The organism is Flagellimonas iocasae (assembly GCF_042682725.1).
Lineage (GTDB): Bacteria > Bacteroidota > Bacteroidia > Flavobacteriales > Flavobacteriaceae > Flagellimonas > Flagellimonas iocasae.
Genome location: NZ_JBHUHU010000003.1, coordinates 361,515 through 383,322, shown reverse-complemented (window position 1 = coordinate 383,322; position 21,808 = coordinate 361,515). Strand labels below are relative to the sequence as shown.

Below are 21,808 nucleotides of genomic sequence, written 5' to 3'. Positions count from 1 at the left end.
GGTTTTACAAGCACTAAGATACTGTTTAAAAACAGTAAGTGCTACATTTGCGGTATGGAGAAATTGCCTAAAAAATTACGCCAGAAACTATCGGAGCGTTTAATGAACGACGCTATGCGAAGCTTGCCGTTGGTTGATGGTCTGGTTGATTTTTCCTCAAACGATTACCTCGGTCTTACCCGAAATGAAAAGTTGTCCAAAGCAGCCTCTGATTTTCTGAAAATCAAACCTCAAAAAAATGGGGCTACGGGTTCAAGATTGCTCACAGGAAACCATGCGTTATACCATGAGTTGGAAATGTTTTTGAAGGAACACCATAGGTCTGAATCGGCCTTGGTCTTCAATTCCGGTTATGATGCCAATGTTGGCTTTTTTTCTTCCGTTCCGCAGCGTGGCGATCTTATTTTGTATGATGAACTGGTGCATGCCAGTATTCGGGACGGAATTCAAATGGGTAATGCCAAGAGCTATAAGTTTGCGCATAATAATTTGGAAGACCTCAATAAAAAGTTGATGTCATTTCGAGCGGAGTCGAGAAGCGATTCGGAAATTTATGTTGTCACCGAATCCATTTTTTCCATGGATGGCGATTCTCCGGACTTAAAAGCTTTGGCCAACCTTTGTTCCGAAAATGACTGCTATTTAATTGTGGATGAAGCCCACGCTACTGGAATTTTGGGAGAAGGAAGGGATTTTATCTGCCAACTAGGATTGGAAGAACAAGTTTTTGCTCGAATCATAACGTTTGGAAAGACTTTAGGGTGTCACGGAGCAGCTATTTTAGGAAGCGAAGCTTTAAAAAACTACCTGGTCAATTTTGCCCGAAGCTTAATTTATACCACCGCTTTACCGCCCCACACCATTGCAAACCTTTTGGTTTCCTATCGGTTTCTAAAGGATTTCGGCAAAGAACAGTGTAAACAACTCCAGTGGAATATTGACTTTTTCAAACAGCAAACGGAAGAATTGGGAATAGCCGACCTATTTATTGGAAGCAACTCAGCAATTCAATGTGCGATAATCCCGGGGAATGCCAACGTAAAGTCAATGGCTGCCCAATTACAGCTTGAAGGGTTTGATGTTCGACCGATTCTTTCGCCAACGGTAAAAGAAGGAGAGGAACGCTTGCGGTTTTGTTTGCATGCTTTTAATACAAAAGAAGAAATATCTCGTATTTTGTTGTTATTAAAAAATCTATGGAATGAAAGAGTCTAAATTTCACACCTTGGCCACATTTGAATTTCCTGCTGATGTACAAATCATCAAGGGAGTTCTTGAATCAGAGGGGATTCAAGTTTTTCTGCGCGATGTGGAAACCATTAACACAGACCCTTTAATTAGTGCTGCCATTGGGGGAGTAAAGCTTCAAGTTTATTCTGCTGATAAGGATAGGGCAAAACAGATTTATGATGAGGTTAGAAATTATGCGACAGATGATAATGGAAAACCAATAATCTGTCCAAACTGTAAGGCGACCAAATCAGAAATCTATTATTCAAGAAATACTATTTTTCATAAGCTGTTCCCATTTTTTGAACCACGGAAATACAAATGCACACAGTGCGATTTCGTATCCAGACCTGCTAGCTGATGAAACTATTTGTAACAGGAATTTCAACCGAAGTTGGAAAAACGGTGGCCTCTGCCATTGTGGTGGAAGCGCTTCAAGCTGATTATTGGAAGCCCATTCAGGCTGGGGATTTGGATAACTCGGATAGTCATAAAATTGAAAAGCTTATTTCTAACAACAAAACAATTATCCATCCCAATAGCTATGCCTTGCATACACCCATGAGCCCTCATGCAGCGGCCGATATTGATGGAATACGAATCGATTTAGACAAAATTGTCGCCCCAAAAACCAACAACCATTTGGTCATAGAAGGAGCGGGGGGGCTATTGGTTCCTTTGAACGATACCGATACTATTTTTGACCTTATCCAACCCGATTACAAAGTAATCGTGGTTTCCCGACATTATTTGGGAAGTATCAACCATACGCTTTTGACCTTGGAAAAACTCCAGGAGAAAAAGGTGAAAGTGGGAATAATTTTTAGTGGCCATGAACACCCGACTACAGAGGAAATCATCTTGAAAAAGTCAGATGTGACTTTTTTGGGAAGAATCAATGAGGAAAAAAAATTCGACAAAGAGACTGTGAAAAAGTACGCAGGACAAATCCAATCTGCGCTTGAATCATTCTAAACGTTGATAAATTAACCCTCTCCCCACAGTGCCAACCAACGAATAATGTTCTAGTAAATACAAATCGATGTAGGCATTGTACTCGAGCAGTTTTTTATCAAAAATTTCCTTATTCTTTCTGGCCACCAAGGTCTTCGGCCGAATTACCTCCATGATGTACCGCAACTCTTCCATTCCTGTACTCCTTGGATTTTGCATATAGGGGAAAAGTTCCTCCCGGGTAATATTGCTTGGATGTGTGGCCGCTTTAGTAGGCGGACTTTCATTCAACAGCCAATAGCCAATATGGTATTCCGTAAAAAAGATGTTTTTGGTTTCCAGATTATGGGAAGAAATATAGTTGGGCACATCAATACCTTCGCCATTATAAAAAGAACCCTTTTCCATTTTGTTGGAAATAATATTGGCGTATTCCAGATAGGATTCCATCGGGATTAATACCAGTAAGAAAATGATAGCCGGTTTCCATTTTTTGTGTAGAACAGGAAGTTTGGACATGCCCATTCCGAGAGGAATTAAAATAAAAGGGTAAAGCTGAATCAAATAATGGCCATTTACCTTTCCCGCTTGTATGTAGGATAGTAAAACACCCACCACGATGAAGGTCAAAATTTGAAGCTCCCGGTTTTTCCAATCAATTATTTTGGTCGAAAACCCAGTGATGAGCAATCCCAAAATCACGATTAGAAAAGGCAGCGTTTTCAAAGGCGAATGAAACTTTCCAGAGGAATAAGCCAATGGAGCCTTGAAAATGGATTCCCACCACAGGGTTGTGCTTTCTTGGAGATAGTAGGGCAATGCTGTTAATGCGATGGTTGCCACAAACCCAGCTCCCATAAAACTTAAATTTTTAAAGTTGCTTCCGATTTGTTTTTTGTGAAATCCTTCCCATAAAAAATAGATGCCCAAACATAGTACAGGGTAGACCATATTCAATTTGGTCATAACCGAAAGCCCAAAAAGAAGACCTGCCGTAAAAAACCATTTGGCATCATCCTTCCAAAACAAAATAAAGAGGCCCACCGTAAAAAAGAAGGTGCAGATATGTTCGGACATTACGCCTTGCAAACTTCCAAAGAGACTTTGAAAAAAGACACAGAACATAGCACACCAAAATGCTACTTTTTTGGAAGTGATTTTAGAGGCAATTTCAAACGTAAACAAAGCAGTCAAGGCCACGAGCAAGGTTCCGAACAACCGAATGGCAATAAAGCTTTTCCCGAATATTTTGATGATGAGCGCAAAAAAGAAAAACGTAACCGGAGGTTTTAAATCCCAAAGCTGGGTGTAGGGCAAATGACCATCCACCCATGATTGCCCCATGATAATAAATGTACTTTCATCCCGATCAATATAATCCCTAAAGAAAAAGGGAAATCGGATAAAAAAGGCCACCAAAAACAAAATTAACAAAACCGACTTCCAGTCAAAGCCTTCATATTTAGGAGAAGTAAGGGAACTGATTTTAGTAAACACGGTCTGGATTAAGTTTTTTGGCTATTAATTGTCATCTTTGCAATATAGATAAATTAAGGGTTTTGCGTAAGACAGAAATGTTGGAAAAATTATCGGATAGGGACAAAAAACATCTTTGGCACCCGTTGACACAGCACAAGGTGAGTCCGGACATGTTGGGTATAGCCAAGGCTGAAGGCGCTTTACTTTTTGATGAAGATGGGAAGGATTATGTGGATGGCATTTCGTCCTGGTACACCTGTATGTATGGGCACTGCAATCCTTATATTTTAAAGAAGGTCTCAGAGCAAATGCAACGTTTGGACCAAGTGGTTTTCAGCGGCTTTACCCATGAACCTGCAGTACGACTTTCCGAAGAACTCATCAAGATTCTTCCCCAAAACCAAGAAAAGCTTTTCTTTTCAGATAATGGTTCCACCTCTACCGAGGTTGGCATAAAAATGGCCTTGCAATACCATCACAATAAAGGTGAAAAACGCAATGTTTTATTGGCTTTTGAGGAGGGATTTCATGGTGATACTTTCGGGGCGATGTCGGTCTCAGGGCTATCGGTCTATAATGGTCCGTTCGAGGATTTTTTTATTGAAGTGGAGCGGATTCCCGTGCCTACAGAGACGAATATCAACCAAATCCTGACATTTCTGGAACGGCGATTGGAACAAAATAATATCGCAGGGTTTATTTATGAACCTTTGGTTCAAGGTGCTGCGGCTATGAAAATGCATCATGCGGAGGGTCTCGATGCCATTCTTGGACTTTTAAAAAAGCATAGCGTATTGCTGATTGCTGATGAGGTGATGACTGGATTTGGCAAAACAGGAAAAAATTTCGCATCGGAGTATTTGCAGACCCAGCCGGATATTATGTGCCTGTCCAAAGCCTTGACTGCGGGCTTGATTCCTATGGGTTTGACCACCTGCACCGAAGAGGTCTACATGGCATTTTATAGTGATGATATGGCCAAAGGCTTGTTTCATGGGCACACCTATACGGCAAATCCGTTGGCCTGCACAGCAGCTTTGGCAGCACTGGAACTACTCCAAACCGAAGAAATCCAGACCGGGATACAAAACAGCATGCAATGGCACCAAGAGTTTAATGAAGAGCTAAAAAACCATCCTAAAGTGGCGAGTACCCGACAATTGGGGGTCATTTATGCGTTGGATTTGAATATACAAATGGAGCGTTATGGCAATTTGCGAAACAAACTCTTCAAGCATTTTATGGATCAGGGGGTATTTCTAAGACCTTTGGGGCATACCATTTATATTTTGGCACCATTTGTAACAACCAAGGAGCAAATGCAACGGATTTATGGGGCTATCAAGTCGGCTCTGGAATTGGTATAAGTTGAATATATGTTGAAAGAACCTATCTCCATTACCGCATTGTCATCCATTTCTTCATTGGGCGATGGCGCAGCAGCAGTTTGGAATTCCTACTTGGATAAAAACCACCGTTTTTCAAAGCTTGAAATTGGCGAACAACACGTTTGGGCGTCGTCACTATCAGAAGAAATCAAAAAATCAATTGAAGCACTGCGGCAATCCGACCATAAATACAAGGATTTGGATGACTCCGTATTATTTGCCATCTACACAGGCCGAAAGGTGATTGAAAAAGCCGGATGGAAGTCCGAATCCAATTTTGGAGTAAATATTGGTTCATCCCGCGGAGCCACATCCCTTTTTGAAAAATACCATCAAGAGTTTTTGGAACAGGGAAAATCATCCACGCTTACTTCGCCAACAACCACCTTGGGCAATATTTCGTCTTGGGTGGCACACGATTTAAAATCGAAAGGGCCAGAAATATCGCATTCCATTACCTGTTCCACAGCATTGCATGGATTGTTGAATGCGGTGGCATGGATTCAAAGTGGACTGACGGATAAATTTCTGGTTGGTGGCAGTGAAGCGCCGTTGACTCCATTTACCCTTGCGCAAATGCAGGCGTTGAAAATTTATTCAAGGGAAATGGATGCCCATCCTTGTAAAGCCATGGATTTGGAAAAGAATCAAAATACCATGGTTTTGGGAGAAGCTGCAGGGCTGGCTTGTTTGGAAAAAGGAGAAAAATCCAATGCTTTGGCGGTGGTAGCTGGTGTGGGTTACGCCACGGAACCGTTGGAACATAGCGTGTCCATTTCAACAGACGCCCAATGCTTTCAAGATTCCATGAAAATGGCTTTAAAAAGTGCTGACATGGATGAAGTGGATGCGATTGTCATGCATGCTCCCGGAACCATTAAGGGGGATTTGACAGAGTACAATGCCATCAAAAAAGTATTTGGTGATAACCTACCTTTCTTGACCACAAACAAATGGAAAGTAGGGCACACCTTTGGTGCTTCAGGATTATTGAGCTTGGAATTGGGGGTTTTGATGTTGCAGCACCAGCAATACATTCCAACGCCATTTTATCAAAATAAGGGAGAACAAAAAAAGGTAGAAACCGTTATAGTAAATGCCGTTGGCTTTGGTGGGAATGCTGTGAGTATTCTGCTGAAATCTCCAAAGCGCTAAATAACAGACGATTTTCTTAAATCCGGTTATTCTTGGTTTTAATAGTGAAGAATGCCTTATTTTTGAATCAGATTCCAAGTACTATGAGCAGCACAAAGCACAACTGGACCAAGGAGGAAATCCTAGAAATTTACAACAAGCCCTTGATGGAATTGCTGTATGAAGCAGCTACCGTTCACCGTCAACATCATGACCCGAATACCGTTCAGGTTTCCACGTTGCTTTCCATTAAAACTGGAGGATGTCCAGAAGATTGTGGGTATTGTCCACAGGCTGCTCGTTATCATACCGATATTGAAGGGAACGATTTGATGTCCGTACAACAAGTGAAAGCTCAGGCACTACGTGCCAAGGCTTCGGGAAGTTCCCGTGTCTGCATGGGTGCTGCATGGCGAAATGTAAAGGATGGGCCTGAGTTCGACCAAGTGTTGGACATGGTGCGTACCATCAATAAATTGGATATGGAAGTGTGTTGTACCTTGGGTATGGTAACCGAGAATCAAGCAAAACGTTTGGCCGAAGCTGGACTTTATGCCTACAACCACAACTTGGATACTTCAGAAGAATATTATAAGGAAGTCATTTCCACACGAGGCTACGAAGACCGTTTGCAGACCATAGAAAATGTCCGCAAGACAAACGTAACTGTTTGTAGTGGGGGAATTATTGGTATGGGTGAATCCGAAGAGGACCGTGCCGGCATGTTGGTGGCACTTGCCACTCTAAATCCACAGCCAGAATCGGTGCCAATCAATGCGTTGGTTGCTGTTGACGGCACTCCCATGGAAGATCAAAAACCCGTTGAAATCTGGGAAATGATTCGCATGGTGGCCACTACTCGAATTGTGATGCCAAAGACTCAAGTGCGGCTATCCGCCGGAAGAACTGAAATGAGCCGTGAAGGTCAGGCCATGTGCTTCTTCGCCGGGGCTAATTCCATTTTCGCAGGAGATAAATTATTGACTACGCCAAATCCTGATGTAAATGAGGATATGGCGATGTTTAAACAATTGGGCTTGAATCCACAAAAAGCCTTTGTAAAAGCGCCCCAACCGAAAACTGTTGAAGCGGAGGAATCCCAGTTTCAACCTTTAGGGGAGAAACCAAAATGGTCCAGACCCGGTCATGTTATTGATCGCAACGAAGCCGCAAAGCAGAAATCTGGATTGGTCTCCAAGGACTAAGGTTTCATAATTTATAAAAACCTTTTTACTAATTTAGTGGTTTCAAACTCATTGAAATCTTGAAACTAAACCTTGCACAAATTCCCAGGGAGGAGACCCTTTCCAAAAAGGAGTTTATCCAAAAATACTTCAAACCCCAGAAGCCAGTAGTTATTGAACGGTTTATTGAGGATTGGCCCGCTTATTCCAAATGGAATTTGGATTATATGAAAGATGTGGCCGGTGAAAAGGAAGTTCCACTTTATGATGATCGCCCAGTGAAGCATGATGAGGGGTTTAACGAACCCCATGCTAAAATGAAGATGCGGGAATACATTGACCTACTAAAAAGCAAGCCCACCAAATACCGAATTTTTTTGTGGAATGTTCTAAAGGAAGTTCCGCAACTTCAAAAGGATTTTTCATATCCGGATTTTGGGTTGCCATTGATGAAAGGGCTCCCCATGTTGTTTTTTGGAGGGAGTGATTCGCATACCTTTATGCATTACGACATTGATTTGGCCAATATTTTTCATTTTCATTTTGAAGGGAAAAAGCAATGCATTCTGTTTTCTCAGTCAGAGACCAAGTTTTTGTATAAGATTCCACATTCGTTGATTACACGGGAGGATATCGATTTTGATTCCCCGGATTTGGAAAAATGGCCTGCCCTAAAGCAAGCCAAGGGTCACGTGGCCCAATTGGAACATGGAAATGTACTTTACATACCCGAAGGGTATTGGCACCACATGAAATATGTTACCCCAGGATTTTCCATGAGTCTACGCGCCATCGCCCGAAAACCCAAAAATTTTGGGAAGGCCGTCTACAACATTTTCTTCATGCGCCATTTTGATAATTTGATGCGGCGATTAAAAGGGCAAAGTTGGATTGATTGGAAAAATAAGGAAGCGGTGGTTCGGACGGAACGACTTTTGACTCAAAAATAACTAAATCAATTCCTGAAGTTTTTCATAGACCAAATGGCTTTCCCAGCCACGGTATAGAAGATAGTCAGCTAATTTTTTCTTTCTTTTTTGAATGTTACTTTCCTTGATTTGTCCCAATCTTTTCTTGGCAAGTTCATCCAAGGTGCGGTAATAATCTTGATCCTTTATTTCTGCCAAGGCACTTTTAATGTTGAAGGCTGAAATTTCACGCTGTTTTAATTCGAGTACAATACGCTTCTTGCCCCATTTTTTTATGTTGAATTTTCCTCGGGCAAAGCTTTTGGCAAAGCGCTCCTCATTCAAATAATTTTCTTGTATCAAGTGCCCTACAATTTGATCAATGGCTTCAGGAATCATGCGCATGCCCTTTAGTTTTTCAATGACCTCATAATGGCAGCGCTCTTGGTAGGCACAGTAGTGTTCCATTTTTTTTGTGGCCTCTGGCAGGGTATAGCTTTTGGTATACGGCATGTTCAAATGTACATAAAACAAAAAAGCGACCCCATTTCTGGAGTCGCTTCTTCTATTGTGGTCGTATTGTTTTGCCGTCTTTGTCTTTAAAACGGTATTCTAGATATTTGTAGGCATCCCTAGGTTGTACCTTGATCCATTTTTTATAGATTTTGAACCACTTGGAACGGATAGAGGGAAATCCTTTGGTAAGGTAGGCCGCAATGAACGGGTGTATATTCAATACAATGCCGTTGTTTTTGTGGTCACCTTTTAGGATTCGCTCCAAATCTGCTTCTATATGATCAATCAGGACGATTGGGGCTTCCACTTCGGCACCGGTGCCGTTGGGGTTTTCCTCGCTGGTCTTGATGTTCATTTCTGGACGTACCCGTTGTCTGGTAATTTGGACAAGTCCAAATTTACTGGGCGGCAAAATCTTGTGTTTTGCCCTATCGTCCTTCATTTCGTTCCTTAGGTGATCAAACAGTCTTCTTCTGTGCTCACCTCTGGTCATATCTATAAAATCGATAACAATAATTCCGCCCATGTCGCGCAAACGCAATTGTCTTGCAATTTCTGTTGCGGCAAGTAGATTCACCTCTAAGGCGGTATCTTCTTGGTTTTTGGCCTTGTTGGAACGGTTACCGCTGTTCACATCAATAACGTGAAGCGCTTCGGTATGTTCAATAACAAGATATGCCCCACGGCTCATAGAAGCCGTACGTCCGAATGAGGTCTTAATTTGACGCTCAATGCCGAACTTTTCAAAAATGGGGGCCGGGCCGGAATACTGTTTTACAATGGATTCTTTTTCGGGTGCTATTTCGTGCAAATAATCCTTTATTTGATTGTAGAGCGTCTCCTCATCAACATGGATTCCCGTAAAGGAATCGTTGAAAACATCCCTTAAAATGGAGGAAGCTCTATTGAGTTCCACCAATACTTTGGCGGGATGCGGTGCTCTTTGCAATTTCTTGCACATTGCTATCCATTTGGATAACAGGTTCTGAAGATCTTTGTCTAGTTCTGCAACTTTTTTGCCTTCTGCTACGGTACGGATAATTACGCCAAATCCTTTGGGCTTAATGCTCTTAACAAGTCGTATGAGCCTGTCCTTTTCCTCCTTGCTCGCTATCTTTTGTGATACCGATACCCTGTCTGAAAAAGGCACCATTACCAAGTATCGCCCTGCAATGGAAAGTTCTGAGCTGATTCTTGGTCCCTTGGTGGAGATGGGTTCTTTTACAATTTGTACCAATAATGACTGATTGGCTTTGATAACATCGTTGATGCTGCCATTCTTGTCTATATCTTTTTCAAATGGAAAATCTTTGAGGGTGTAGTCTTTTAACTTCCCTGTTCTAACTTTTTTGATGAATTTTAACATGGAGGACAGTTGCGGACCAAGGTCATGATAGTGCAGGAACGCATCTTTTTCATAACCTACGTTGACAAATGCCGCGTTTAGGCCTGTAACGGGTTTACGTATCTTGGCTAGGAAGATATCCCCTACGGAAAAGTTGTTGTTGTCCTCTTCTTTGTGTAATTCTATAAGTTTTCCATCTTTGAGTAAGGCAAAATCGACTGCTTCAGGACTAGATCTAACGATTAATTCTCTATTCACCTGAATCGATTTTGTATCTATCCCATTCTAGTTTTTGGGATAAATGATTAAACAATATATGGAATCGGTTATTTTTCGAACCGACTGAAATTCGTTTCTTGAATCTCTATGTCAAAGAACGTGTAAATAAAAAATGAAAAAGTAGTTGGCTAACAACTACTTTTTCTTGTGTCGGTTAGCTCTCCTACGTTTTTTACGCTTGTGGGTAGCTACCTTATGTCTTTTTCTTTTTTTACCACTCGGCATAGTACTTCTCCTTTTGTGTTAGTTATTTTTATTTTACTTGTACGTTGCTTTTAACGCCCTCAACAAACACTTTTGCTGGTTTAAAGGCAGGAATATTGTGCGCGGGGATTTTAATGGTAGTATTCTTTGAAATGTTCCTACCTGTTTTTTCGGCTCTTGTCTTAATGATAAAGCTTCCAAAACCTCTTAAATAAACGTTGTCTCCGTTTTCCAAGGAAGACTTAACCTCCTCCATAAAAGATTCCACTGTTGCTTGTACGTCTCCTTTTTCAATTCCTAGTTTTTCTGAGATTCTAGTTACGATATCTGCTTTCGTCATTTCTCTTGATTATTTTTCTTATTTTTTCGGCTTGCAAATATAAAAATTAAAATTAATCTTTCGTTTAAAGCCTTTAATTTTAAGTATATAAACTGATTCATTTTGGCAATAGTATTTTTCTAGATGTCTTTTTCTGAGAAAATTTTAGCGTGGTACCATACGAATAAGCGAGAACTTCCTTGGCGTTCCACGCGCGATCCCTATAAGATTTGGCTGTCCGAAATTATCCTGCAGCAGACCCGCGTAGCTCAGGGAATGCCCTATTATCAAAGGTTTTTGGAGGCATTTCCTTCGGTTCGCGATTTGGCCGATGCGTCCGAAGAAACCGTTTTAAAACTCTGGCAGGGACTGGGCTATTATTCCCGAGCAAGGAATCTACATGCCACAGCAAAAATGGTTGTAAATGAATACGAAGGCGTATTTCCTGACACCTATGAAGGGCTAAAATCGTTAAAAGGAGTGGGGGATTATACCGCAAGTGCGGTTGCTTCCATCTGTTTTGATGTGCCAGAACCCGTTGTAGATGGCAATGTGTACCGGGTGCTTGCGCGATATTTTGGAGTGGAGTTGCCCATAAACAGCACCGAAGGAATCAAATATTTTAAGGAGTTGGCCAGAGAGGTCATGGATACCAAAAATATCAGGGACTATAATCAAGGTATTATGGAGTTTGGAGCCATACAGTGTGCTCCCAAAAAACCATACTGCCTGCTGTGCCCTCTGCAAGATAGCTGTGTGGCCTTAAAGGAAAACAAGGTGGATGTTCTTCCCGTAAAGTTGAACAAGACCAAAATCAAAGAGCGCTATTTTAATTATCTGGTGTTTTTGGATGAGGATGAAAATACATTGATGGAGCAACGGAAAGGACGGGGCATTTGGCAAAATCTATATCAATTTCCACTTTTAGAGTCCGAAAGGGAGCTTCAGACGGAAGAAATGGAAAACGAATTGACCCATAAAACTGATTTCCCCGATATGGAATCCTTTTCCTTATATAACAAGGAACCCATCACACATAAACTATCGCATCAACATTTATATACCAAGTTCTGGATTGTAAAAACGGAGGATAAATTGGCAAAAGGGATTTCCTGGCAAAAAATAACGGACTTTCCGGTTCCAGTTTTGATTGCGGATTTCATACAAACATTTAAAATTTAGTACTTTTGGATTATGAGCGGAACATTGAACAAAGTAATGCTGATCGGTCATTTGGGAGACGAGGTGAAAATCCACTATTTTGAGGGGGGCAATTGTATTGCACGCTTTCCTTTGGCCACCAACGAAACCTATACCAATAGGCAGACCGGTGAAAAGGTCACCAATACGGATTGGCACAATATTGTGGTGCGAAACAAGGCCGCAGAAGTCTGTGAAAAATACCTGAGTAAAGGAGATAAGGTCTATGTGGAAGGCAGGTTGAAAAACAGACAATGGCAAGGAGAAGATGGGAACATGAGATACACTACTGAGGTACATGTACAGGACTTCACCTTTTTGACCACCAAGAATGAAAGCATGTCCGGTGGACAGACAGGCATGTCCAATACACAGCAGTCTTCTGGGACTCAGCCACAACATAATCCTTCAAACACTACTGCGCCAGAGGTGCCCATTGACGATACCGAAGAGGATGACGATCTACCCTTTTAAATACAAGATTAAAGCGACGCAATTTGGATCCTGAGCCCCATTGTTTGGTGATTTTCTTCGCAGCGACTGGTGGTATCTTCACCATAAAAATAGTTGTGCTTTTACTTCTTCTAAGCGGTTCGGCGCTGATTTCAGCGGCTGAGGTGGCTCTTTTTGGACTTTCCCAAACCGATTTGAACGAAATGCAGGAGAAAGACACCTCCCGCGGAAAGCTTATTGTTCAATTATTGGAGAAACCCAAAAAACTCCTCGCTACCATTCTTATTACCAATAACGCCATCAATATCGGTATTGTGCTATTGTTCAGTTCTATTGGGGATACGATTTTTGCAGGAATTGATGGAACATGGCGATTTTTACTGGAAGTGGTAGTTGCCACTTTCTTGATTTTGATGTTTGGCGAAATCCTACCAAAAATATACGCGAATAGAAACCGTGTCCAATTTTCCCATTTTATGGCGTTACCCTTAAAGGGGTTGAATGTTTTGTTCACACCTTTGAGTGGTCCCATGCGTTCGGCCACCCTTTATTTAGAGGAAAAATTGGGCAAACAGAAATCAAGTTTTGGGGTAAATCATTTATCACAGGCCTTGGAATTGGCTTCGGAAGGGGATACCACTAAGGAAGAACAAAAGATTCTAGAGGGCATCGTTACCTTCGGGAATACGGACACCAAGCAGGTAATGCGTCCCCGGATTGATATTTTCGCCCTGAACGAGAAAATGAAATTCCCCGAAGTACTTGAGGAAATCAAAAAGAATGGCTATTCCCGCATTCCGGTTTTTTCGGAGAACATGGATAACGTTCTTGGCGTTCTATATGTGAAGGATTTGTTGCCATACATCGACCGCAAGACTTTTAACTGGATGTCTCTGATACGGGAACCCTATTTTGTTCCGGAGAACAAAAAGCTGGATGATTTGTTGTTGGAATTTCAGGACAAGAAAAATCACTTGGCCGTGGTGGTGGATGAATACGGGGGAACATCAGGAATAGTGACTTTGGAAGACATTATTGAGGAAATTGTGGGCGATATCAGTGACGAATTTGATGATGAAGACTTGGTTTTCTCAAAATTGGATGATCACAACTATGTTTTTGATGGAAAAACAGCCTTAAAAGATTTCTATCGGGTGGTGAAGATTGAAAACGAGGAAGAGTTCGAGTCGAAAAAAGGAGAGTCCGAAACCATAGCCGGTTTTGTGCTGGAGATTTCGGGCAGTTTTCCCAAACGAGGAGAAAAAATATTCTTCAACGATTACCAGTTTATTGTAGAAAATCTGGACAAAAAGAGAATAAAACGCATAAAAGTGACCCTGCCCCATGAAGTATAAATTCCTTGTTTATTTGGCAGCGACCATTTTTGCGGTCAGTTGTAAAGATGATGTACAGCCCAAGCCAAAGGCTATGCTTCGATTGGACTATCCTATTGCAGACTATACTGAATCCAACATAGATTGCCCCTATACTTTTGATCAAAATATGCTATCCAACGTTAAGGAGAACAAGGATTGCTCTTTGGTTCTGGATTATCCCATGATGAAGGGCTCCATCTACCTTACCTATAAACCAGTCCATGGTAATTTGGATACATTGTTGATTGATGCCCAAAAACTATCCTACGAACATGTGAGAAAGGCAGACAACATCATAGACCAGCCTTTTGTGAATCCAGATGATGGTGTGTATGGTATGTTTTATGAAGTAAGCGGTAATGCGGCTTCCCAATCCCAGTTTTATGTGACCGATAGCACGGAGCATTTTGTAACGGGCTCCCTGTATTTTTATGCCAAACCCAACTACGATTCCATTCTTCCAGCGGCGATGTATCTGCAAAACGATATCCGTAGGATTATGGAAACCTTGCGATGGAGAGATTGATCATTCTCCCTTGGCCAACAGTGATTCAGCACTTTCAATGCTGCCGTTGATTTGCTCTTTCAAAGCCATTACCTTTTCTTCCTCTTCATTAAGCCACACCTGCTTCTGTTCAGAAAGTTCTTTGCCCTGCAGAATTTCTTCATGATCAAAACGGTTGCCAAAATTTTGCATCCAATCCATCATGGCAGCATGGGCATCCTGCAAATCTTTCATGGCAGTAGCGTATTGTTGTCCCGTTTCGGTAGTATCCACTTTGGCTTTCAGTTCACCCACTAGTTTGCCAATGGCACTCATTTTCGGCATAACCTCATCATGCACCGCCATTACATGTTCCATTTGGGTAGGGCCTTCAGATGCCTTTTTCTCTTCCTTACATGCAGTAAAGGCTACGGTCAAAATCAAAATAGAAAGGGATATATAATTTTTCATGAATCTGGTTTAAACCACAAATTTAAAATATCTGGGTCTTTGCGAGGGCTAATAAATGGCTAATATGTGTTAATACATGATTTTAGTCAGTTGATATGCCGCTGGGCACACTTATATTTGCATTTCTATTTGCAATTGAACCTATTTGTTGCGGAGATTACCACATATTTCAATTCAGCAACTCGTCCTTTCTTGGCTTTTTGTAGCCTTGATAATGATGAGCAATCTCCGCTTTTCCTCCATGTACCTCTATTATAGTATAGATAGGGAGGGTTTTATTGAGCAACTTTGTGAGAATAAGGACAAACCTCAACTTAACTGTGATGGCAAATGTATGCTGGCCAAAATGCTCCAAGCGCAGACCGATGAAGATGAACAACCCCTACCTGTAATCGGGTGGGAAGAAATCTTGGTGTTTTTTGTGGATTTTCCAAGCTATGAAATGCAGGAAACCCATGAAGAAAATAGCACCTCATTTTTTTATAGCACTGCCTATTCCTATCGTTATAGCAATACACTCATTAAACCACCAATGGCTTAAGATTTAACAGAGAATCGGTAAATACCCATTGCCGTAAGTGTATAATCTTAAACATTGAATCAAAAATGAATAGAATTGCAATGGCAAAACTATGTGTTTTGCTTTTTGGGACAGTTGTGTCCTATGCGCAGGTTTCCACTGTGCAAGATTCCCTATCAAATAAGACAGTACAATTGGATGAGGTCTTGGTTGAGGGAAAAAGTATATCCGACCCAGTTTTTTCCACTTTTAAGAGTGAGCCGGAGAAGAAAATTGTCCAATCTAAAAATGTTGCTGACCTTTTTAAGGACATCAATGGTTTTGCCCTTATCAAACGAGGCAATTATGCCATCGACCCATCATTCCGAGCGGCACAATATGAACAGTTGAACGTTCAATTCAATGGAGGAACCAAGGTGATGCATGCGTGCCCCAACCGTATGGATCCCATTACAACCCATGTGATTCCCGAAGAAATAGAACGCGTTGAGGTGGTGAAGGGCCCCTATACTTTTCGTTATGGCCCCACCTTTGGTGGAATCGTGAATTTAGTCACCCAAGAAGTGGAAAAACAGGAAAGAGGATACCATGGAAAAGTGAACTTCGGTGGTGAAAACAACGGCAATGCCATTACCAGTTTTGCCAATGTTACGTATGTTGGAGAGAATTTTGATACCAACCTCAATTTTGGATACCGTGATTTTGGAAACTACCAGGACGGGGATGGAAATGAGGTTCCCTCCTCCTTCAAAAGTACCGATTATGGTGTTCAGTTAGGGTACAATCCAACAGAAAACCAAAGAATCCAAGTCGGGTTTCGGCAATCCTTTGGAAGGGATGTGCTCCATGCCGGTCTTCCCATGGATACCGAAGAGGACAACAGTAATGTGCTTTCAGTAGATTACAAGCTGGGCAATATTTCTGATGGTTTAAAAACGTTGAGTGCAAAAGTCTATCGCTCTAAAGTGGATCATATCATGACAAATGAATTACGGCCGACTTTTATGATGATGGAGGCTGTTTCTGAAGTGGATGCCACTACTTTGGGTGGTAGGGTTGAACTGGAATGGAGGCCCGTTGACAAGTTAAAATTGTATACCGGAGTTGATGCCCTTTCCGTAGGGAGGACTGGAAACCGGACCCGTTTGGTAAAACGGAATATGATGACCGGAGAACCTCTTTCCATGCCGATGGAATTTGTGGATGAGGTATGGCAAGACTCACAAATTGAAGATTATGGTGCTTTCGCAGAAGCAAAGTACACCCTATCTAAAAAGTTCTTGCTGAATTTAGGTGCCAGGTACGATTTGGTTCGCTCCAAAACAGATGCGCCAGCGGATGATTTTGTGGCCGAATACCCTAATTTGGATGCCCGTACAGAGCATAATTTTAGTACCACGGCATCTTTAAAATACATGGCAACGGCCAATTTGCTTTTTGAGTTGGCTTATGGCAGGGGTGTGCGTTCTGCAAATATGATCGAGCGATTCATCAACCACTTTACCGTAGGGCAGGACCCTTATGAATATGTGGGAAACCCTTTCTTGGATGCCGAAGTAAATAATCAGTTTGAATTGGGAGTAAAGGCCAATACTAATTTTGAAGGCTACGCATTCAATCGGTTGAATTATGGCGCATCGGTCTACTACGCTATGTACGATAATTACATTGTTGCAGTCATAGACCCAACGTTGGATAAAAAGTACATGCCCATGGCGGAACCTACCGAAGTAAAACGATTCACCAATTTGGATGAAGCTTATAAAACGGGATTTGAGGTTTTTGGAGAGCTGACTTTTTTGAGGGATTACCGATTTAAGACAGAACTGGCCTATGTGTATGCCAAGAATGAAGATTTGGATGAGTCGCTGCCGCTCACACCACCTTTGGTGACCCGCTTCAACTTAAGTTTTGAAAAAGAGGCAGTCTGGGCCAGAGCTACATATACCCTAACTTCAGAACAATCCAATATTGCTTCTTCATTTGGCGAGCAGGTCACGGACGGATATGGAGTTGTAGATTTGAGTTTCGGCGCGAAGCCTTTCAAACATGTTACCTTAGGTGTGGCTGCCACCAATATTTTTGATGTAACCTACAATAACCATTTGAATTTTTCCTTTGTCAATCAGGCAGATTATGGAAGGGTTCCCATCAATGACCCTGGCAGAAATCTTTCCGCTTTTGTACAATATAGTTTTTAAAAAAGCGGTTCAAGTTGAAACAAAAAAGGCGCTCTTTACGAGCGCCTTTTTTATATATTTTATTTTGGGTTTAATCAAAATCTGAAGGACTTACCCCTTCATTCACCTTAATTTCCTTCACCAAAAATTCAAAATTTTGTGGCCCCACGGATTGAGTCAACTTAAAAGGAAATTTGATTCCGGATACTTCTTGGTAATTATCATATCCCATAATATTCTGCATTTGCTGCCCTTGGATTTCTTCCACGGAGATTTCCTGAATCTTTAAACCGGATTCGACATCATAAAAAGCGGTTTTCTTGTCGGTGATTTTCAGTTTGTAAGCCTTTTGGTCTCCAACAGGTTCAATTCCCTCCAAGCTTATATTCCCGGCCGCTAAATAGTTCAGTTCAGGAAAAGCAGCCGATTCTTCTTTGATTTTCTCAATATCTTCAGGAGATAGGTCCATGCGTTGTCCCTGTACCACCATATAACCGGAATCACCATCCAAAACCTGCTTTTGCATGGAGTTGCCCTGTATTTTTATGTCTTGCATAAATTGATCCTTGGTGGTTTTCTTCATCTCAAGTTCCAATTTCATACCCTGCATTTCAGCTTCGGCCACCATAGCATAGGACTCTACCCCTTCCAATTTTGTTTTTCCACCAACGGTTTCAATATAATTTTCCAAAACTGTACTGGCGGTCATGCCCTCCGGAACAGCAACATTGTATTCTGGTTTTTCGGTTTTGTTGGCAAACGTGTCGAAGTAAAAAACAGGAACCTCTTTGCCTTTGAATGTGACCTTTTCAAGATTCTTCAAGACTTCACTCCCTTTTCCGGTAATCACCACCCTTGCATTGGACGTGGTCAAGTGCTTTTGTGCTGCTTTTTGTACATCTGTGATTGAGACAGCATCAAGCCGCTCCAAATAGGTTTTGTAAAAATCGCTTGGCAACTCTTCAGTTTCTATGTTGAGGGCATAGGCGGCAATGGTTGTTGGGTTTTCCAATGCCATCACAAAGCTTCCGGCATATTCGGCCTTGGCATTGGAAAGTTCTTCAGCTGTAACAGGTTCGGTGATCATTTTATCGATTTCCTTTAAAATTTCTACCACGGCACTGTCGGTCACGGCATTTCTCACTTGTGCGGAGGCACTAAAACGAATAGGACTGTACTTGTTATCTCTGATTGCCGAAAAGGCACCATACGTATACCCTTTGTCTTCCCTCAGGTTTAGATTCACCCTGCCTTGTGGGCCTCCTCCTAAAATACGGTTGGCCAAAAGGGCATGCAAATAGTCATCGTCCTTCATTTTGAGGTCAACGATGTTTTCCACAGCCACTTCGGATTGTACTGCGTTCGGCGCATCCACAAAGTTGATTTGGGTGTATTGCACATCCGTAGGTTTTGAATAGCTGAAGGATGGTGGGACCGCCTTGGACCAAGGTGTAAAATCTTTGGTGACAAGCTCCTTCACGTTTTCAAGTTCTACGTCACCCACAATGACCAAATAGGCATTGGCAGGTACAAAATAGTTTCTGTAAAACTGTTCGACATCGGCCAAGCTCACATTAGTGACGGTTTCTTCGGAAGTGATCTCCCCATACGGATGATTCTTGCCATACGCTAGAGCCAATTGAACACGAGTGGCAATGGCGGAGACATCCTTTTCCTGGCTTTTAAGTCCGGTGAGGAGCTGCTCTTTTTCCTTATCAAATTCTTCTTGGGTAAAGTTGGGATTGAGGGCTGCATCAGCCATAAGCTCCAAAATTCTTGGGAAGTATTTGGACAGACAATTGGCAGAAGCACTCTGACTACCAATATTTATGGAAGCTCCCAAAAAGTCCACTTCTTCATAAAAATCATCCTTTGGAATGGAGGTTGACCCCTTCCCCAACATGGCGGAGGTCAAATCGGAGACACCGGCTTTCTCGCCCTGCAAAATGGGAGGATTATCTATGGTCAGATACATATTGACCCGTGGTAATTTATGGTTTTCCACCACCATTACTTTTAGTCCGTTGCTCAGTTCAAAACGAGCGGGTTCCTTAAGATTTATTTCCGGGGCCGGACCTTTTTTAGGTGGCGTTGTCCGGTCTATTTGGGCTTGTGCAGCTGCCAAGAAAAGCGACAGCACAGTAAATAGGATATACTTTTTCATCTTAATTGGCATCTTGTTGTTCAGGTAAATATTCCAGCTCCAATCGCTGATTGACTTTTAGATATTTTTTGGCAACTTCCCGAATTTCTTCCCGGGTGATGGAGCGGTAAATATCAATTTGTGTGTTGATGAGGTTGGTATCATCATAGAGCATGTAATCTTCTGCAAGGGAATTGGCAATTCCTTCTACCCCACTATTGGAGTTTACGTACCCGTTCTCAAATTTGTTTCGCAATTTTTGATGGTCTTTTTCTGAAATCAAGTCGGTTTGAAGTTTTAAGATTTCAGCATCAATTTCATCTTTGAGGTCCTGAATGGTGTATTCGCCCAGCGGAAGCCCTCCCAAAATATAAGCGCTGTAATCCTCTCCATCCAATGGAAATGCAAAGACCTGAAGTGCCATCTTTTTATCATCGACCAATTTTTTATAGAGTTTGGAACTTTCGCCGTCACTCAAGTAGGTAGAAATCATATTGATCACATAGGCATCCCGTTCAGCTTGTCCCGGAGTTCGGTATGCCATAAATAGGGCAGGAATCTGGATGTTGGGATCATGATAAGTGGCATATAAAGTTGAGGTAATGGGGTCTTCTTTTATTTGGTTCCTTTCAATTTCAGCTCCTTTTGGAATAGGCCCGAAATAATCGGAAATCATCTTTTTGGTCTTTTCGGTTTCAAAGTCACCGGCCACCACCAAAACTGCGTTGTTGGGAACGTAAAACGTTTTGTTGAAGTTTTTGAAATCATCCAAAGTGGCACTGGCCAAGTGCTCCAAAGAACCTATTACTGCCCATCGGTAAGGGTGTTTAAAGAAAAGGTTCTTGCAAATCTGCTCGAAGTAAGCGCCATAAGGGGAATTATCCACCCGAAGTCGGCGCTCTTCCTGGACCACCTCTTTTTGCGTGTCCACACCCACTTGTCCAATAATGGGGTGCATCATTCGTTCCGATTCCAACCACAGTCCGGTTTCCAAACTGTTGGATGGGAAAGTTTCATAATAATAGGTGCGGTCCAGATAGGTGTTGGCATTTCCCTGTCCGCCATTGGAGGCCACTATTTTATCCCATTCGCCACGTTCTATGTTTTTGGTTCCTTCAAACAACAAGTGTTCAAAAAAATGGGCGAATCCGGTTTTTTGTGGGTCTTCATCCTTGGAGCCCACGTGGTACATTACGGCGGTGGTGACCACAGGCGCCGAATTGTCTCGATGTAGAATGACGTGTAGGCCATTGTTCAGATCATACTCTTCAAAAGCAACTTCTTGTGCCACAAGAATATTGCTCATGACAAGGATGAAAAGCACCGATAGTAAATGTCTTTTCATAATACGCAATTTTAATGTTGGTGTACGATGTACTACTAAGGTTGGTATTGATTTGATGATTGATGTTACGTTAAATATAGGATAAAATTTACTAGGGGAATGTATAGTCTGTAAGTCTTTGGGGGAAACTATGGGATAATTCGTAAACATTCAGTAAATTAAACATCGCATCCAAAAATAAAATGAGATGAAAAATTTAACCCTTCCCATTCGGTTTGGGATAGTCACCAGCGCTATTCTAATTGCGTATTTTTTATTCTTGTCCCTTTTGGGAAAGCACACCAATGTGTTCTTTAGCCTGTTCAACGGGGTTATTACTGGGTTTGGCATTTATGAAACCATCAAGTACACCAAGCTCCGGCAAGGGAAGGGGTTCAGTTACGGAAATGGGTTCACCGCGGGTATCACCACAGGGTTTATAGCTTCGCTATTGTTCACCATTTTCTTTGCATTTTATAGTACGGAACTCAACAGTACTTTTTTGGATGAACTCTCCAAAACATGGTCTAAGGACTACAAGAATTTTCAAGGAATCGTTTTCTTCACGGTGGCGATTATGGGGTTTGCCACAACCTTGGTTTTAACACTTTCCTTTATGCAACTCTTTAAATCCTCCAACAATCAAAAAAAATAATGGCCCAAAAGGGCATATAATACTTGTAGATTAACGATTTAGCAGTATATTTGCACCCGCTA

The 21,808-nt window shown here is 41.8% G+C and carries 21 protein-coding genes; 14 read left to right on the top strand and 7 right to left on the bottom strand.

The window, feature by feature from the left end:
* Positions 1 to 54 precede the first annotated feature (54 nt).
* From ACFSJE_RS08975 to bioD, 3 genes are read left to right on the top strand one after another with little or no spacing between them, the layout of a single operon-like run.
* A complete protein-coding gene (locus ACFSJE_RS08975) occupies positions 55 to 1,215 on the top strand; it encodes an aminotransferase class I/II-fold pyridoxal phosphate-dependent enzyme (protein WP_379830652.1) in 1,161 nt (386 codons plus the stop codon).
* Complete coding sequence (locus tag ACFSJE_RS08970) at positions 1,202 to 1,591, top strand: putative signal transducing protein (protein ID WP_379830651.1); 390 nt, start codon at positions 1,202 to 1,204, stop codon at positions 1,589 to 1,591. The genes ACFSJE_RS08975 and ACFSJE_RS08970 overlap by 14 nt, the downstream gene beginning before the upstream one ends.
* Positions 1,591 to 2,205 carry a dethiobiotin synthase gene (gene bioD, locus ACFSJE_RS08965; RefSeq protein WP_379830650.1) on the top strand — a complete coding sequence of 205 codons (615 nt, stop codon included), beginning with the start codon at positions 1,591 to 1,593 and terminating at the stop codon, positions 2,203 to 2,205. Before ACFSJE_RS08970 ends, bioD begins: the two co-directional genes overlap by 1 nt.
* Here bioD and ACFSJE_RS08960 read toward each other — a convergent pair.
* The gene (locus tag ACFSJE_RS08960) at positions 2,197 to 3,681 is read right to left on the bottom strand and encodes an ArnT family glycosyltransferase (RefSeq protein ID WP_379830649.1); all 1,485 of its coding nucleotides are present in this window, start codon (positions 3,679 to 3,681) and stop codon (positions 2,197 to 2,199) included. The two genes, bioD and ACFSJE_RS08960, sit on opposite strands and share 9 nt — an antisense overlap.
* A 77-nt stretch (positions 3,682 to 3,758) precedes the next feature.
* On the opposite strand from ACFSJE_RS08960, the gene bioA reads away from it, so the two are divergent.
* The 4 genes from bioA to ACFSJE_RS08940 all read left to right on the top strand — a co-directional run bounded on the left by bioA (position 3,759) and on the right by ACFSJE_RS08940 (position 8,319).
* The gene (gene bioA / locus ACFSJE_RS08955) at positions 3,759 to 5,030 is read left to right on the top strand and encodes an adenosylmethionine--8-amino-7-oxononanoate transaminase (protein ID WP_379831549.1); all 1,272 of its coding nucleotides are present in this window, start codon (positions 3,759 to 3,761) and stop codon (positions 5,028 to 5,030) included.
* A gap of 12 nt (positions 5,031 to 5,042) precedes the next feature.
* Entirely contained in the window at positions 5,043 to 6,206 is a 1,164-nt protein-coding gene (locus tag ACFSJE_RS08950; RefSeq protein ID WP_379831548.1) for a beta-ketoacyl synthase N-terminal-like domain-containing protein, read from the top strand.
* Positions 6,207 to 6,289: 83 nt separating this feature from the next.
* On the top strand, positions 6,290 to 7,390 hold the full coding sequence (gene bioB, locus ACFSJE_RS08945; protein ID WP_379830648.1) for a biotin synthase BioB: 1,101 nt from the start codon (positions 6,290 to 6,292) through the stop codon (positions 7,388 to 7,390).
* 59 nt (positions 7,391 to 7,449) lie between these two features.
* Positions 7,450 to 8,319 carry a cupin-like domain-containing protein gene (locus ACFSJE_RS08940; RefSeq protein ID WP_379830647.1) on the top strand — a complete coding sequence of 290 codons (870 nt, stop codon included), beginning with the start codon at positions 7,450 to 7,452 and terminating at the stop codon, positions 8,317 to 8,319.
* On the opposite strand, the gene ACFSJE_RS08935 is transcribed toward ACFSJE_RS08940, so the two are convergent.
* From ACFSJE_RS08935 to ACFSJE_RS08925, 3 genes are all read right to left on the bottom strand, one after another.
* Entirely contained in the window at positions 8,320 to 8,790 is a 471-nt protein-coding gene (locus ACFSJE_RS08935) for a regulatory protein RecX (RefSeq protein ID WP_379830646.1), read from the bottom strand.
* 52 nt (positions 8,791 to 8,842) lie between these two features.
* A complete protein-coding gene (locus ACFSJE_RS08930; protein WP_379830645.1) occupies positions 8,843 to 10,396 on the bottom strand; it encodes an Rne/Rng family ribonuclease in 1,554 nt (517 codons plus the stop codon).
* Positions 10,397 to 10,670: 274 nt separating this feature from the next.
* Positions 10,671 to 10,961, bottom strand: a complete 291-nt coding sequence (locus ACFSJE_RS08925; RefSeq protein WP_036380395.1) for an HU family DNA-binding protein — start codon at positions 10,959 to 10,961, stop codon at positions 10,671 to 10,673.
* Between the two features lie 123 nt (positions 10,962 to 11,084).
* On the opposite strand from ACFSJE_RS08925, the gene mutY reads away from it, so the two are divergent.
* The 4 genes from mutY to gldD are packed head-to-tail and all read left to right on the top strand — an operon-like array spanning position 11,085 to position 14,495.
* Positions 11,085 to 12,122: an A/G-specific adenine glycosylase gene (gene mutY / locus ACFSJE_RS08920; RefSeq protein WP_379830644.1), complete on the top strand. Its 1,038-nt coding sequence runs from the start codon at positions 11,085 to 11,087 to the stop codon at positions 12,120 to 12,122.
* 12 nt (positions 12,123 to 12,134) lie between these two features.
* Positions 12,135 to 12,614, top strand: coding sequence for a single-stranded DNA-binding protein (locus tag ACFSJE_RS08915; protein ID WP_379830643.1), 480 nt, complete (start codon positions 12,135 to 12,137; stop codon positions 12,612 to 12,614).
* Between the two features lie 23 nt (positions 12,615 to 12,637).
* Entirely contained in the window at positions 12,638 to 13,948 is a 1,311-nt protein-coding gene (locus ACFSJE_RS08910; protein ID WP_379830642.1) for a gliding motility-associated protein GldE, read from the top strand.
* Positions 13,938 to 14,495, top strand: coding sequence for a gliding motility lipoprotein GldD (gldD, locus tag ACFSJE_RS08905; protein WP_379830641.1), 558 nt, complete (start codon positions 13,938 to 13,940; stop codon positions 14,493 to 14,495). The genes ACFSJE_RS08910 and gldD overlap by 11 nt, the downstream gene beginning before the upstream one ends.
* On the opposite strand, the gene ACFSJE_RS08900 is transcribed toward gldD, so the two are convergent.
* Entirely contained in the window at positions 14,496 to 14,924 is a 429-nt protein-coding gene (locus ACFSJE_RS08900) for a hypothetical protein (RefSeq protein ID WP_379830640.1), read from the bottom strand.
* A 241-nt stretch (positions 14,925 to 15,165) separates the two neighbouring features.
* Between ACFSJE_RS08900 and ACFSJE_RS08895 the strand changes: the two genes are divergently transcribed.
* Both ACFSJE_RS08895 and ACFSJE_RS08890 read left to right on the top strand, forming a co-directional pair.
* Complete coding sequence (locus ACFSJE_RS08895) at positions 15,166 to 15,465, top strand: hypothetical protein (protein WP_379830639.1); 300 nt, start codon at positions 15,166 to 15,168, stop codon at positions 15,463 to 15,465.
* An 80-nt stretch (positions 15,466 to 15,545) separates the two neighbouring features.
* A complete protein-coding gene (locus ACFSJE_RS08890) occupies positions 15,546 to 17,645 on the top strand; it encodes a TonB-dependent receptor domain-containing protein (RefSeq protein ID WP_379830638.1) in 2,100 nt (699 codons plus the stop codon).
* A 70-nt stretch (positions 17,646 to 17,715) separates the two neighbouring features.
* Here ACFSJE_RS08890 and ACFSJE_RS08885 read toward each other — a convergent pair whose 3' ends face one another.
* Both ACFSJE_RS08885 and ACFSJE_RS08880 read right to left on the bottom strand, forming a co-directional pair.
* Entirely contained in the window at positions 17,716 to 19,788 is a 2,073-nt protein-coding gene (locus ACFSJE_RS08885; RefSeq protein WP_379830637.1) for a M16 family metallopeptidase, read from the bottom strand.
* Position 19,789: 1 nt separating this feature from the next.
* The gene (locus ACFSJE_RS08880; RefSeq protein WP_379830636.1) at positions 19,790 to 21,112 is read right to left on the bottom strand and encodes a M16 family metallopeptidase; all 1,323 of its coding nucleotides are present in this window, start codon (positions 21,110 to 21,112) and stop codon (positions 19,790 to 19,792) included.
* A 187-nt stretch (positions 21,113 to 21,299) separates the two neighbouring features.
* Here ACFSJE_RS08880 and ACFSJE_RS08875 point away from each other — a divergent pair, with 187 nt between their 5' ends.
* On the top strand, positions 21,300 to 21,746 hold the full coding sequence (locus ACFSJE_RS08875; RefSeq protein WP_379830635.1) for a DUF4199 domain-containing protein: 447 nt from the start codon (positions 21,300 to 21,302) through the stop codon (positions 21,744 to 21,746).
* Positions 21,747 to 21,808: the final 62 nt, after the last annotated feature.

What these genes read in the sequence shown, in the direction of transcription:
- ACFSJE_RS08975 (WP_379830652.1), top strand. Translation starts at nt 55, where the DNA reads ATGGAGAAATTGCCTAAAAAATTACGCCAGAAACTATCGGAGCGTTTA.
- ACFSJE_RS08970 (WP_379830651.1), top strand. Translation starts at nt 1,202, where the DNA reads ATGAAAGAGTCTAAATTTCACACCTTGGCCACATTTGAATTTCCTGCT.
- bioD (WP_379830650.1), top strand. Translation starts at nt 1,591, where the DNA reads ATGAAACTATTTGTAACAGGAATTTCAACCGAAGTTGGAAAAACGGTG.
- bioA (WP_379831549.1), top strand. Translation starts at nt 3,759, where the DNA reads ATGTTGGAAAAATTATCGGATAGGGACAAAAAACATCTTTGGCACCCG.
- bioB (WP_379830648.1), top strand. Translation starts at nt 6,290, where the DNA reads ATGAGCAGCACAAAGCACAACTGGACCAAGGAGGAAATCCTAGAAATT.
- ACFSJE_RS08935 (WP_379830646.1), bottom strand. Translation starts at nt 8,790, where the DNA reads ATGCCGTATACCAAAAGCTATACCCTGCCAGAGGCCACAAAAAAAATG.
- ACFSJE_RS08925 (WP_036380395.1), bottom strand. Translation starts at nt 10,961, where the DNA reads ATGACGAAAGCAGATATCGTAACTAGAATCTCAGAAAAACTAGGAATT.
- mutY (WP_379830644.1), top strand. Translation starts at nt 11,085, where the DNA reads ATGTCTTTTTCTGAGAAAATTTTAGCGTGGTACCATACGAATAAGCGA.
- ACFSJE_RS08915 (WP_379830643.1), top strand. Translation starts at nt 12,135, where the DNA reads ATGAGCGGAACATTGAACAAAGTAATGCTGATCGGTCATTTGGGAGAC.
- gldD (WP_379830641.1), top strand. Translation starts at nt 13,938, where the DNA reads ATGAAGTATAAATTCCTTGTTTATTTGGCAGCGACCATTTTTGCGGTC.
- ACFSJE_RS08900 (WP_379830640.1), bottom strand. Translation starts at nt 14,924, where the DNA reads ATGAAAAATTATATATCCCTTTCTATTTTGATTTTGACCGTAGCCTTT.
- ACFSJE_RS08895 (WP_379830639.1), top strand. Translation starts at nt 15,166, where the DNA reads ATGTACCTCTATTATAGTATAGATAGGGAGGGTTTTATTGAGCAACTT.
- ACFSJE_RS08890 (WP_379830638.1), top strand. Translation starts at nt 15,546, where the DNA reads ATGGCAAAACTATGTGTTTTGCTTTTTGGGACAGTTGTGTCCTATGCG.
- ACFSJE_RS08885 (WP_379830637.1), bottom strand. Translation starts at nt 19,788, where the DNA reads ATGAAAAAGTATATCCTATTTACTGTGCTGTCGCTTTTCTTGGCAGCT.
- ACFSJE_RS08880 (WP_379830636.1), bottom strand. Translation starts at nt 21,112, where the DNA reads ATGAAAAGACATTTACTATCGGTGCTTTTCATCCTTGTCATGAGCAAT.
- ACFSJE_RS08875 (WP_379830635.1), top strand. Translation starts at nt 21,300, where the DNA reads ATGAAAAATTTAACCCTTCCCATTCGGTTTGGGATAGTCACCAGCGCT.